This is a genomic window from Microbacterium sp. NPDC060132 (assembly GCF_042729675.1).
Classification (GTDB): Bacteria; Actinomycetota; Actinomycetes; order Actinomycetales; family Microbacteriaceae; genus Microbacterium; species Microbacterium sufflavum.
In genome coordinates this window covers 2,940,830-2,954,177 of sequence record NZ_JBHWXU010000001.1, presented here as the reverse complement: position 1 = coordinate 2,954,177, position 13,348 = coordinate 2,940,830, and the positions used below count along the sequence as shown (strand labels likewise).

Annotated in this window: 10 protein-coding genes; all 10 read left to right on the top strand. The window is 69.9% G+C overall.

The window, feature by feature from the left end:
* Positions 1-30 precede the first annotated feature (30 nt).
* Positions 31-261: an HGxxPAAW family protein gene (locus tag ACFWCH_RS14275; RefSeq protein ID WP_136032424.1), complete on the top strand. Its 231-nt coding sequence runs from the start codon at positions 31-33 to the stop codon at positions 259-261.
* Complete coding sequence (gene trpC / locus ACFWCH_RS14270; RefSeq protein WP_378803693.1) at positions 261-1,037, top strand: indole-3-glycerol phosphate synthase TrpC; 777 nt, start codon at positions 261-263, stop codon at positions 1,035-1,037. Before ACFWCH_RS14275 ends, trpC begins: the two co-directional genes overlap by 1 nt.
* The gene (gene trpB / locus ACFWCH_RS14265; RefSeq protein ID WP_136032420.1) at positions 1,034-2,302 is read left to right on the top strand and encodes a tryptophan synthase subunit beta; all 1,269 of its coding nucleotides are present in this window, start codon (positions 1,034-1,036) and stop codon (positions 2,300-2,302) included. Before trpC ends, trpB begins: the two co-directional genes overlap by 4 nt.
* Positions 2,299-3,102 carry a tryptophan synthase subunit alpha gene (trpA, locus tag ACFWCH_RS14260; protein WP_378803692.1) on the top strand — a complete coding sequence of 268 codons (804 nt, stop codon included), beginning with the start codon at positions 2,299-2,301 and terminating at the stop codon, positions 3,100-3,102. Before trpB ends, trpA begins: the two co-directional genes overlap by 4 nt.
* 10 nt (positions 3,103-3,112) lie before the next feature.
* Complete coding sequence (gene lgt, locus ACFWCH_RS14255) at positions 3,113-4,138, top strand: prolipoprotein diacylglyceryl transferase (protein WP_378803691.1); 1,026 nt, start codon at positions 3,113-3,115, stop codon at positions 4,136-4,138.
* Between the two features lie 144 nt (positions 4,139-4,282).
* Positions 4,283-8,806 (top strand): glutamate synthase large subunit, encoded by a 4,524-nt coding sequence (gene gltB / locus ACFWCH_RS14250; RefSeq protein ID WP_378803690.1) that lies wholly within the window; start codon positions 4,283-4,285, stop codon positions 8,804-8,806.
* A complete protein-coding gene (locus ACFWCH_RS14245) occupies positions 8,799-10,265 on the top strand; it encodes a glutamate synthase subunit beta (protein WP_136032414.1) in 1,467 nt (488 codons plus the stop codon). The genes gltB and ACFWCH_RS14245 overlap by 8 nt, the downstream gene beginning before the upstream one ends.
* A gap of 58 nt (positions 10,266-10,323) precedes the next feature.
* Positions 10,324-11,772, top strand: coding sequence for a pyruvate kinase (gene pyk, locus ACFWCH_RS14240; protein ID WP_136032411.1), 1,449 nt, complete (start codon positions 10,324-10,326; stop codon positions 11,770-11,772).
* Between the two features lie 108 nt (positions 11,773-11,880).
* Complete coding sequence (locus ACFWCH_RS14235) at positions 11,881-12,693, top strand: alpha/beta fold hydrolase (protein WP_378803689.1); 813 nt, start codon at positions 11,881-11,883, stop codon at positions 12,691-12,693.
* Entirely contained in the window at positions 12,690-13,346 is a 657-nt protein-coding gene (locus tag ACFWCH_RS14230) for an alpha/beta hydrolase (protein WP_240744594.1), read from the top strand. The genes ACFWCH_RS14235 and ACFWCH_RS14230 overlap by 4 nt, the downstream gene beginning before the upstream one ends.
* Positions 13,347-13,348: the final 2 nt, after the last annotated feature.

Below are 13,348 nucleotides of genomic sequence, written 5' to 3'. Positions count from 1 at the left end.
ACACATCCGCACGTCGTCCCCGGAGGAAACATGACCAACCCGATCGCCGACCCTGGCCACGGACACTCGCCTGCGGCCTGGACCGCCGTCGTGATCATGCTCGTCGGCTTCACCGCCGCGACCGTCGCGTTCTGCTTCGAGCAGCCGACCCTGGTCTGGATCTCCGCCGCGCTGATCCCGATCGGGGCCATCGTGGGTTGGGCGCTCGCGAAGGCGGGCTACGGCGTGAAGGGCCCCAAGTACTCCCCGAAGGCGCACTAGTGGTCCTCGCCGACCTGACGGCCGGCGCTGTCGCAGACGCCGAGCGTCGCTCCCTCTCCCGGCCGATCGAGGTCGTCGAGCGCGAGGCTCTCGCGCGCCCGGCGGCGAAGGACGCCCTGGCGTTCCTCGCTCCCGCCGAGCGGGTCAAGATCATCGCCGAGGTCAAGCGGGCGAGCCCGTCCCGTGGCGCACTCGCCGAGATCCCGGACCCCGCCCACCAGGCGTCGCTGTACGAGCAGGGCGGCGCCTCGGCGATCAGCGTCCTGACCGAGGAGCGCCGTTTCGGCGGCAGTCTGGCGGATCTCGAGGCCGTGACCGCGCGGGTGTCGCTGCCGGTGCTGCGCAAGGACTTCATCGCCACGCGGTATCAGGTGCTGGAGGCGCGGGCGGCGGGTGCTGATCTCGTCCTGCTGATCGTCGCCGGGCTCGAGCCGGAGGTGCTGCGCGACCTGTACGCGTTCATCCTGGAGCTCGGCATGACCCCGCTCGTCGAGACGCACTCGGCGGAGGAGCTCGACGTGGCGATCGATCTCGGCGCCGCGCTGATCGGCGTGAACGCGCGCGACCTGAAGACCCTCGAGCTCGACCGTGACCTCTTCGGTCGGCTCGTCGACCGCATCCCGGACACGGCGATCAAGATCGCGGAGTCCGCGGTGCTCACCCCCGCCGATGTCGCGCACTACCGTTCGGCCGGTGCCGACGTCGTGCTGATCGGTGAGGCCCTGGTGACCGGAGATCCAATCGCCACGCTCGAGAGCTTCCTGGAGGCGAAGTGAGTCTGCGTGACCAGCACGGCCCGTACTTCGGTGACTTCGGCGGCCGGTTCATGCCGGAGTCGCTGATCGCCGCGATCGACGAGCTGACGGTCGCGTACGAGGAGGCGATCGCCGATCCGGAGTTCCGTGCCGAGCTGGCCCACCTGCTGTCCTCCTACGCCGGACGCCCCTCGGCGCTGACCGAGGTGCCGCGGTTCGCCGAGCACGCCGGGGGCGCGCGGGTGTTCCTCAAGCGCGAGGACCTCAACCACACCGGCTCGCACAAGATCAACAACGTGCTGGGCCAGGCGCTGCTCACCAAGCGCCTCGGCAAGACCCGGGTGATCGCCGAGACGGGTGCAGGACAGCACGGTGTCGCGACGGCCACCGCGGCGGCCCTGTTCGGCCTGGACTGCACGATCTACATGGGCGAGGTCGACACCGAGCGCCAGGCGCTGAACGTCGCCCGCATGCGCCTGCTGGGCGCCGAGGTCGTGCCGGTGACCTCGGGCTCGCGCACGCTGAAGGACGCGATCAACGACGCGTACCGCGACTGGGTCGCCTCGGTCGAGACCACGAACTACATCTTCGGCACCGCCGCGGGGCCGCACCCGTTCCCGGCGATGGTCCGCGATTTCCAGAAGATCATCGGCGAGGAGGCGCGCGCCCAGCTGCTCGACGAGGTGGGCCGGCTGCCCGACGCGGTGTTCGCGTGCGTGGGCGGCGGCTCGAACGCGATCGGCATGTTCGACGCGTTCCTCGACGACGAGGGCGTGCGCCTGTACGGCGTCGAGGCGGCCGGCGACGGCGTCGACACCCCGCGGCACGCGGCGTCGATCGAGCGCGGTCGTCCCGGTGTGCTGCACGGCGCGAAGACCTATGTCCTGCAGGACGAGGACGGCCAGACGGTCGAGTCGCACTCGATCTCCGCCGGGCTCGACTATCCCGGCGTCGGCCCGGAGCACTCGTGGCTGGCCGACATCGGCCGCGCGGAGTACATTCCGGCGACCGACGACGAGGCGATGCAGGCCCTGCGGCTGCTGAGCCGCACCGAGGGCATCATCCCGGCGATCGAGTCCGCGCACGCACTCGCGGGAGCCCTGCGCATCGGCCGCGAGCTCGGACCGGACGCCGTCCTGGCGATCTGCCTCTCCGGCCGGGGCGACAAGGACATGGACACGGCCGCCCGGTACTTCGAGCTCTACGACGAGGCGGCGCTCGCGCACGACGCGACCGAGGAGAGCTCCGCCGAAGAAGCCGCCTCGAAGGGAGAGCCGCAGCTGTGAGCCGCGTCGAACAGGCCATCCAGCGCGCGCACGACGCCGGCCGCAGCGCCTTCGTCGGCTATCTGCCCGTCGGCTTCCCCGACCTGGAGACGAGCATCCAGGCGGCGATCGCCCTCGCCGAGAACGGCGTGGACATCATCGAGCTCGGGCCGCCCTACAGCGACCCCGTGATGGACGGCGCGATCATCCAGGAGGCGACGACCGCCGCCCTCGCCGCCGGCTTCCGGATGAAGGACCTCTTCACCGCGATCCGCGCCATCACCGCCGCGACCGACGTCCCGGTGCTCGTGATGACCTACTGGAACCCGGTGCTGCAGTACGGCGTCGATCGCTACGCCGACGACCTGCTGGCGGCGGGCGGCGCCGGGCTGATCACGCCCGACATCACGCCGGACGCGGCGGCGGAGTGGATCGCGGCGAGCGAGCGGACCGGGCTCGACCGGGTGTTCCTGGCCGCGCCGACCTCGTCGGACGAGCGCCTCGGGCTCGTCGTGAAGTCGTCGACCGGTTTCGTGTACACCGTCTCCACGATGGGCATCACGGGGGAGCGGGCCGAGCTCGATCGCGCCGCACGCACCCTCGTCGCCCGCCTGCGCGAGCACGGCGCCCTGCGCGCCTGCGTCGGCATCGGCATCTCCACCGCCGAGCAGATCGCCGGTGTCTCCGAGTACGCCGACGGCGCCATCGTCGGCACCGCGCTCGTGCGCGCCCTGCGCGACGGCGGCGTCCCCGCCCTCGCGGCCGTCGCCCGAACCCTCGCCACCGGCACGTCGTCGGTGCGCTCCGTCCCCGAGAACTAGAATCGCACTCATGTCCCTCGCGCTCCCCAGCAGCTTCACCGGCGTGCTCGCCAGCATCCCGAGTCCTCCCGTCGCGTACATCGACCTGGGCCCGGTGCGGATCCACTTCTACGCGCTCTGCATCATCGCCGGCATCATCGTCGCGGTGCTGCTGACCAACCACCGCCTCACGAAGCGCGGTGCGGAGCCGTGGGTCGTGATCGACATCTCGATCCTCGCGGTGCCGCTGGCGATCATCGGCGCCCGCATCTTCCACGTGCTGACCCACCCGAACTTCTACTTCGGCGAGGGCAAGAACACCTGGAACCCCTTCGAGCCCGGCTCGGTGTGGGCGATCTGGGAGGGCGGCATCGCCATCTTCGGCGCGCTGATCGGCGGCGCCATCGGCGCGTACCTCGGCTGCCGCTGGACCGGTATCCGCTTCTGGACGTTCGCCGACGCACTCGCTCCCGGGCTGCTGCTCGCGCAGGCCATGGGCCGGTTCGGCAACTGGTTCAACCACGAGCTCTTCGGCCTGCCGACCGACCTGCCGTGGGGCCTCGAGATCGAGTCCACCAACTCGGCCTTCCCTCCCGGGCTCCCCGAGGGCACGCTGTTCCACCCGACGTTCCTGTACGAGGTGCTGTGGAACGGGCTCGGCGTGATCGTGCTGCTGTGGCTGAGCCGCAAGCTCTTCTTCCAGTGGGGCCGGCTGTTCGCGATCTACCTCATCTGGTACAGCGCTGGTCGCATCGTGTGGGAGTCGATCCGCATCGACCCGAGCGAGATCATCCTGGGTCTGCGCAGCAACGTCTGGGCGGCGATCATCGGCGTCGTGGTCGGCCTCGTCATCCTCGTGGTGCAGACGCGCCGTCACCCGGGTCTGGAGCCTTCTCCGTATCAGCCCGGCCGCGGCCGGAAGGACCTGGACGCTGATGTACAATCGCAAGACAATCCCTCTGATTTCGTGGACGTGAGCGAGCCTCCGACCGACGAGGTCACCGCAGGAGCCACCGCCACAAGCACTGCTCCCACGAGCGAGGACGGCGCCCGATAACGCCGCGTCCCGCGGCGGGAGAACCATTGCACTGAACGAGCGGGCCGACGACGTCCCCGGGTTTCACTGAAGATCTGAGGACGGTAACTGGTGTACTTCCAGCCCCCTTACGGCGCCTCTGGCGCATACCCCCCGAAGCAGGGCATGTACAACCCGGCGTTCGAGAAGGACGCCTGCGGCCTGGCCATGGTCGCAACGCTGCGCGGCGAAGCCGGGCACGACATCATCGCGCTGGCCCTCGAGGCCCTGCGCAACCTGGAGCACCGCGGGGCCATCGGGTCCGACGCGGGCACGGGAGACGGGGCCGGCATCCTCACGCAGATGCCAGACGCCTTCCTCCGCGCGGTCACCGGCTTCGAACTGCCGCCCGTGGGGGAGTACGCCGCAGGACTCGCGTTCCTGCCTCGCGACTCGAGCGAGCGCCGCCAGCAGAAGGCCGGCATCGAGAAGATCGCGCGCGCCGAGGGCCTCCGCGTCCTCGGGTGGCGTGAGGTCCCCACCGCGAACGAGAACCTCGGCAAGCTCGCCGACGAGGCCCGCCCCGCGTTCGAGCAGCTCTTCGTGAGCGCCGGCGGGGCCACGCACGCCGACGCGCCGCTCACCGGCATCGCCCTCGACCGCGTCGCCTACCGCCTGCGCAAGCGGGCCGGCCACGAGCTCGGCGCCTACTTCGTGTCGCTGTCCAGTCGCACCCTCGGCTACAAGGGCATGGTCACCACGCTGCAGCTGGAGCCGTTCTACCCCGACTTGCAGGATGAGCGGTTCGCGTCCGAGCTCGCGGTCGTGCACTCCCGCTACTCCACCAACACGTTCCCGTCGTGGCCGCTCGCGCAGCCGCTGCGCATGCTGGCGCACAACGGTGAGATCAACACGGTCGGCGGCAACCGCAACTGGATGCGCGCCCGCCAGTCGCAGCTCGAGTCCGAGCTGCTCGGCGACATCTCGCCGCTGCTGCCCATCTGCACCGACGGCGCGAGCGACTCGGCCTCGTTCGACGAGGTGCTCGAGCTGCTCACCCTGACCGGTCGCAGCCTGCCGCACGCGATCATGATGATGGTGCCGGAGGCGTACGAGAAGCAGGCCGACATCACGCCGGAGCTGCGCGCGTTCTACGAGTACCACTCCAACCAGATGGAGCCGTGGGACGGCCCGGCCGCGCTCATCTTCACCGACGGCACGCTGGTCGGCGCGACGCTCGACCGCAACGGACTGCGCCCGGGGCGCTGGACCGAGACCACCGACGGACTGGTCGTGATCGGTTCGGAGACGGGCGTGCTGCACTTCGAGCCCGAGCGCATCAAGCGCCGCGGGCGTCTGCAGCCCGGCAAGATGTTCCTCGTCGACACGGCCCAGCGCCGCATCGTCGAAGATCGCGAGATCAAGCAGGAGCTGGCGACGCTGCACCCGTGGCAGGAGTGGCTCGACGCGGGGGCCGTGCGCCTGGCCGACCTGCCCGAGCGCGAGCACATCGTGCACCCGCCGGCGTCGATCACCCGCCGCCAGCGCACCTTCGGGTACACCGAGGAAGAAGTGCGCATCCTGCTGACCCCCATGGGGCAGACCGGCGTCGAGCCGCTCGGTGCCATGGGCTCGGACACCCCGATCGCGGTGCTCAGCAAGCGACCGCGACTGCTGTTCGACTACTTCACGCAGCAGTTCGCCCAGGTCACGAACCCGCCGCTGGACTCGATCAGGGAAGAGGTCGTCACGAGCCTCAAGCTCGGCCTCGGTCCCGAGTCGAACCTGCTCAGCTGGGGTCCGGAGCACACCCGCACGGTGTCGCTCGACTTCCCCGTGATCGACAACGACGAACTGGCGAAGATCCGCCACATCGACAAGGCGCTGCCCGGCCGGTCGAGCGCGACGATCCGCGGCCTGTACCACTTCGACTCCGGCCCGCACTCGCTCGCCGAGCGCCTGACGGAGATGTGCGCCGAGGTCGACCAGGCCATCGCGGACGGCGCGGAGTTCCTCATCCTGTCCGACCGCGACTCCAACAAGGACCTCACGCCCATCCCGTCGCTGCTCATGGTGTCGGCGATCCACCACCACCTCATCCGGCGCGAGAACCGCATGAAGGTGGGCCTGATCGTCGAGGCCGGAGACGTGCGCGAGGTGCACCACGTCGCGACGCTGATCGGCTACGGCGCGTCGGCGATCAACCCGTACCTGGCGATGGAGACGGTCGAGCACCTCGTCCGCACCGGCTACATCACCGGCATCACGCCCGAGAAGGCGGTCAAGAACCTGATCTACGCGCTCGGCAAGGGCGTGCTGAAGATCATGTCGAAGATGGGCATCTCCACCGTGTCGTCGTACGCCGGCGCCCAGGTGTTCGAGGCCGTCGGTCTCAGCCAGGAGTTCATCGACGCCTACTTCACCCGCACGGAGTCGAAGCTGGGCGGCATCGGGATCGAGGAGATCTTCGCCGAGAACCAGGCGCGGCACGACTACGCGTACCCCGAAGATGCCGCAGCCCGCGCGCACGAGCGCCTGTGGACGGGCGGCGAGTACCAGTGGCGTCGCGACGGCTCCCCGCACCTGTTCAACCCGGAGACGGTGTTCAAGCTGCAGCACTCCACCCGGACGCGGCGGTACGACATCTTCCGCGAGTACACGAAGCTCGTGGACGAGCAGGCGGCCGAGCTCAAGACCCTCCGCGGACTCTTCACGCTGCGCACCGGCACCCGCAAGCCGGTCCCGCTCGACGAGGTCGAGCCGGTGTCCGCGATCGTGAAGCGCTTCTCGACCGGGGCGATGAGCTACGGCTCCATCTCCAAGGAGGCGCACGAGACCCTGGCGATCGCGATGAACCGGATCGGCGGCAAGTCGAACACCGGTGAGGGCGGCGAGGACCCCGACCGCCTGGTCGACCCCGAGCGGCGCAGTGCGATCAAGCAGGTGGCCTCCGGCCGCTTCGGCGTCACGAGCCTGTACCTCACCGAGGCGGACGACATCCAGATCAAGCTCGCCCAGGGCGCGAAGCCCGGCGAGGGCGGTCAGCTGCCGCCGACGAAGGTGTACCCGTGGGTCGCGCGCACGCGTCACGCCACGGCCGGCGTCGGGCTCATCTCGCCGCCGCCGCACCACGACATCTACTCGATCGAAGACCTCAAGCAGCTCATCTTCGACCTGAAGCGCGCGAACCCCGAGGCGCGCATCCATACGAAGCTGGTGAGCCAGTCCGGCATCGGTGCGGTGTCGGCAGGTGTGGCGAAGGCGCTGAGCGACGTCATCCTGGTGTCCGGCCACGACGGCGGCACGGGTGCGAGCCCGCTGAACTCCCTCAAGCACGCGGGTACCCCCTGGGAGCTGGGGCTCGCTGAGACGCAGCAGACGCTGATGCTCAACGGCATGCGCGACCGCGTGGTGGTGCAGGTCGACGGCCAGCTCAAGACCGGGCGCGACGTCGTGATCGGCGCGCTGCTCGGCGCGGAGGAGTTCGGCTTCGCGACGGCTCCGCTCGTGGTGAGCGGCTGCATCATGATGCGCGTCTGCCACCTGGACACCTGCCCGGTCGGCGTCGCCACGCAGAACCCGGTGCTGCGCGATCGGTTCACGGGCAGGCCGGAGTTCGTCGTCAACTTCATGGAGTTCATCGCGGAAGAGGTGCGCGAGCTCCTCGCCGAGCTGGGCTACCGCTCGATCGACGAGATCGTCGGACGCACCGAGCTCCTGGAGACGAATGCGGCCGTCGAGCACTGGAAGGCCGAGGGTCTCGACCTGAGCCCCGTGCTGGAGGGCCCGGCGTTCCCGGCCGGCGAGCCGCGCCGCAGCGGTCGCGCGCAGGACCACGAGCTCGACAAGCACTTCGACGTGCAGCTCATCGACATCGCGAAGGGGGCGCTGCTCAACGGCGAGCCCGTCGTGGTGGAGCTGCCGATCGCCAACACGGAGCGCGCGGTGGGCACGATGCTCGGCCATCAGGTGACGTCGCGGCACGGTGCCACCGGGCTGCCGAAGGAGACGATCGACGTCACCCTCACAGGGACCGCGGGGCAGTCGCTCGGCGCGTTCCTCCCGCCGGGCATCATCCTCCGCCTCGAGGGCGACGCGAACGACTACGTCGGCAAGGGCCTCTCGGGCGGCGACATCACGATCCGTCCGCCGCGCGGGGCGTCGATCGCACCGCACGAGAACGTGATCGCGGGCAACGTGATCGGCTACGGCGCGACCTCGGGCACGATGTTCATCTCCGGTGTCGTCGGCGAGCGGTTCCTGGTGCGCAACTCCGGGGCGACCGCGGTCGTCGAAGGCGTGGGCGACCACGCCCTGGAGTACATGACCGGCGGGCTCGCGGTGATCCTCGGGCCGACCGGGCGCAACTTCGGCGCCGGCATGTCCGGGGGAGTGGCCTATGTGCACGCCCTCGACACCGCGAAGGTGAACGCGCAGTCGCTCGGCAGCGGAGAGCTGCGGCTGGAGCCGCTGGACCGCGCCGACCTGGAGGTGCTGCGCGGACTGCTCGTCGAGCACGTCGAACGTACGGCGTCCCCGCGCGCGACCGAGCTGCTGGACGACTTCGACGCGCGCGCGGCGGAGTTCGTGAAGGTGCTTCCCCGTGACTTCGCCGCCGTGCGGAGCATGCGCGAGGAGGCTCTGGCCGAGGGGATCGACCCCGACGGCGACATCGTGTGGAACCGCATCCTGGAGGTGACCGGTGGCTGACCCCAAAGGCTTTCTGAAGGTGACCGAGCGGGAACTTCCCGCTCGCCGTCCGGTGCCGGTGCGCATCATGGACTGGAAAGAGGTCTACGAGCCGGGCGACAAGGCCGTCCTGCGCCGTCAGGCCGGTCGCTGCATGGACTGCGGTGTGCCGTTCTGCCACTCGGGCTGCCCGCTCGGCAACCTCATCCCCGAGTGGAACGACCTCACGTGGCGCGGTGAGGGCCGGGCCGCGATCGAGCGTCTGCACGCCACGAACAACTTCCCGGAGTTCACCGGTCGCCTGTGCCCGGCGCCCTGCGAGAGCTCGTGCGTGCTGGGCATCAACCAGCCGGCGGTCACGATCAAGCAGATCGAGGTCTCCATCATCGACGAGGCCTTCGCGAAGGGCTGGGTCGAGCCCGAGCCGCCGCAGCGCCTCACCGGCAAGACGGTGGCCGTCGTCGGCTCGGGGCCCGCGGGCCTCGCCGCCGCCCAGCAGCTGACGCGCGCGGGGCACACGGTCGCGGTGTTCGAGCGCGACGATCGCATCGGCGGGCTGCTGCGCTACGGCATCCCCGACTTCAAGATGGAGAAGACGCAGCTCGAGACGCGTCTGCGCCAGATGCAGGAGGAGGGGACCCGGTTCCGTGCGGGTGTCGAGATCGGCAAGGACATCTCCTGGGCCGACCTCCGCGCGCGGTACGACGCGGTCGTGATCGCGACCGGAGCCACGGTTCCCCGCGACCTGCCCATCCCCGGGCGCGACCTCGACGGCGTGCACTTCGCGATGGAGTACCTCGTGGAGTCCAACCACGCGGTCGCCGGCGACGCGGTGCCAGGGCAGATCACGGCCGAGGGCAAGCACGTCATCGTGATCGGCGGCGGCGACACCGGTGCGGACTGCATCGGCACGGCGCACCGTCAGGGAGCGCTGAGCGTGACGAACCTGGCGATCGGCAAGCAGCCCGGCGACACGCGCCCCGACCACCAGCCGTGGCCGATGATGCCGACCGTGTTCGAGGTGTCGTCCGCGCACGAGGAGGGCGGGGAGCGCGTGTTCCTCGCCTCCACGGTGGAGTTCCTGTCGAACGAGGTCGGCGAGGTGCGCGCGCTGCGGGTGGCCGAGACCGAGTACATCGACGGACGCCGGGTTCCCAAGAGCGGCACCGAGCGGGAGATCCCCGCCGATCTCGTGCTCATCGCGATGGGCTTCACGGGTCCGGAGCAGGACGGCTACACGGAGGACACCCGTCCGCAGGTGACCGACCGCGGCTCCTTCCACCGCGACGCGTCGTACGAGTCGTCGGTGCCCGGCGTGTTCGTGGCCGGTGATGCCGGACGCGGGCAGTCGCTCATCGTGTGGGCCATCGCGGAGGGTCGTGCGGCGGCGGCGAACGTCGATCGCTACCTCATGGGCACCACGGTGCTGCCCGAGCCGGTGCGTCCGAGCGATGTCGCGATCGGTCTCCAGCCCGCGTAGGCTGGGGCAGGCACCGTCGCCCGAACGTTCATCCCCCACTTCTACCCTGGAGAGTTCTTTGAGACGCGCGAAAATCGTCGCCACTTTGGGTCCGGCCACCTCGACGTATGAGACGGTGCGTGCACTGATCGATGCGGGTGTGGACGTGGCACGTCTGAACCTCAGCCACGGCGACTACTCCGTGCACGAGAACAACTACGCGAACGTGCGTCGCGCGGCGGAAGACTCCGGCCGCGCCGTGGCGATCCTCGTCGACCTGCAGGGACCGAAGATCCGTCTCGGCCGTTTCGAGGACGGGCCGTACGAGCTCGCCAAGGGCGACATCTTCAAGATCACCACCGAAGACATCATCGGCAACAAGGAAATCTGCGGCACCACGTTCAAGGGGCTGCCCCAGGACGTGAAGCCCGGTGACTTCCTGCTGATCGACGACGGCAAGGTCCGCGTCGAGGTGGTCGAGACCGACGGCGTCACCGTCACCACGCGCGTGGTCGTCGCCGGCGCCGTGTCGAACAACAAGGGCATCAACCTGCCCGGTGTCGCCGTGAACGTCCCCGCTCTGAGCGAGAAGGACGAAGACGACCTGCGCTGGGGTCTGCGCACGGGTGCCGACCTCATCGCCCTGTCCTTCGTGCGCAACGCGGAAGACGTGTCGCGCGTGCACGAGATCATGGCGGAGGAGGGCGTGCGCGTCCCCGTGATCGCCAAGATCGAGAAGCCGCAGGCGGTCGATGCGCTGGAGGAGATCGTCGACGCGTTCGACGGCATCATGGTCGCCCGTGGCGACCTGGGTGTCGAGCTGCCTCTGGAGGCCGTGCCGATCGTGCAGAAGCGCGCGGTGGAGCTCGCCCGGCGCAACGCGAAGCCGGTGATCGTGGCGACGCAGATGCTCGAGTCGATGATCAACAGCCCGGTGCCCACGCGCGCGGAGACCTCCGACGTCGCGAACGCGGTGCTCGACGGCGCTGACGCGGTGATGCTCTCGGGCGAGACCAGCGTGGGCGACTACCCGGTCGTCGTGGTGGAGACCATGGCCCGCATCATCGAGTCCACCGAGGAGCACGGCCTGGAGCGGATCCTCCCGCTGACGACCAAGCCCCGCACGCAGGGTGGTGCCATCACGCTGGCTGCCCTCGAGGTCGCGGAGTTCGTCGACGCGAAGTTCCTCTGCGTCTTCACCCAGTCGGGCGACTCCGCCCGCCGCCTGTCGCGTCTGCGCTCGCGCATCCCGATGCTGGCGTTCACCCCGGAGCCGGCGATCCGTCGTCGGATGGCGCTCACGTGGGGCCTGCGCTCCACGCTGGTCGACATGGTCCAGCACACCGACCTGATGTACCACCAGGTCGACGAGTACCTGCTCGAGAACGGCCTGGCGGTCGAGGGCGACAAGGTCGTCGTGATCTCCGGTTCCCCTCCCGGGATCGTGGGCTCGACGAACGACCTCCGCGTGCACAAGGTGGGCGACGCGATGCGTGGTGCTGCGCCGATCTACAAGGCCGGCGTCTGACGCACGAGGTGTCCGGAAGGGTCGGGGCTACGGCCCCGCCCCTTCCGTATGTCCCGGGCCCGCGTCAACCCTCTGCGACCGCGCGGGCGGGGCGGATAGCGTGGGCGCATGGTCGTTCGTACGCGCCTCGTGCTCACGTCGGGGTTGATGTTCCGCCTTCGGGAGACTCCGCGACCGGCGGGATCCGTCGTCCCCACGATGGTGCTGGTGCACGGCATCGGCATGTCGCACCGCTACCTGTCCCGCCTGCACGAGGCGCTCGCGGAGCACACCCGTGTGGTGTCGGTGGATCTTCCGGGCTTCGGCGGACTGCCCAAGCCCTCCGTCGACGTCGGGGTGGAGCGGATGGGCAGTGCACTGGCCGAGGTGATCGGAACGCTCGGCGATGACCGCGTGGTGCTCGTCGGACACTCTATGGGCGCGCAATGGACCGTGGAGGCTGCTCTGCACCGCCCGGAGTACGTGCGCGCCGTGGTCGCGATCGGCCCGGTCGTGGACGAGCGGTGGCGCACGATTCCGGCACAGGCGCGTGCCCTCGCGATCGACACCGTGGGGGAGACGCCCGCGATCAACACGATCGTCTTCACCGACTACCTCCGCTGCGGCGTGCGTTGGTATCTGCGGCAGGCGCGCCACATGATCGGCTATCGGCTTCAGGAGCGGGTGGCGGAGCTGACCGTGCCGCTGCTGGTGATCCGCGGGGGAGCGGATCCGATCGCGGGTCGCGCGTGGTGCCGCCGGCTGCGGGACAGCGCCCGCGTCTCGCGTCTCGTCGAGATTCCCGGTCACCACCACGTGGCCCAGCAGTCCGCGCCCCGCGCCGTCGCGTCGGCGATCCTGACGCACACGGCCGGTGCCTGGCCGTACGCTGCGACGTCGGGAAGCATAGACGAGAAGCGGAGCGCGCCATCGACGTCGTGAGGAGGCTGGGCTGGTGGGCCGCCGACTACGCGTATGCGGGGTTCTGGCAGGTGCGCTCCTTCTTCGGACGAGATGACGCGAGGGCGTTCACCGACGGCGATGGCGTGCCGATCGTGGTGCTCGCCGGGGTGTACGAGACGTGGCGGTTCCTGGAGCCGCTCATCGTCGCACTGCACCAGCGGGGCCATCCGGTCCACGTGGTGGATGCGCTGCGGCGCAACCGGTTCCCGGTCGCGGACGAGGCGGAGCAGATCGCGGAGCATCTGCGTGCGCGCGACCTCACCGGGGTGATCCTCGTCGCGCACAGCAAGGGAGGTCTGGCGGGCAAGCTCGCCATGACCGGACCGGAGGGGCACCGCATCCGGGCGATGCTGGCGGTCGCGACGCCGTTCGGAGGTTCCCGGTACGCCCGGCGCATGCCGGGACGGGTGCTGCGCGCCTTCTCCCCGGACGACCCGTCCATCCTGGCGCTCGCGCGCGAGGTCGAGGTCAACGCCCGGATCGTGTCGGTCTATGCGGAGTTCGACCCGCACATCCCCGAGGGCAGCGCGTTGCCGGGGGCGAAGAACGTCGTGCTCGACACCGGCGGCCATTTCCGCATCCTCGCCCACCCCCGGGTGCTCGCCGAACTCGCGGCCCTGGCGGAATCCTGAGC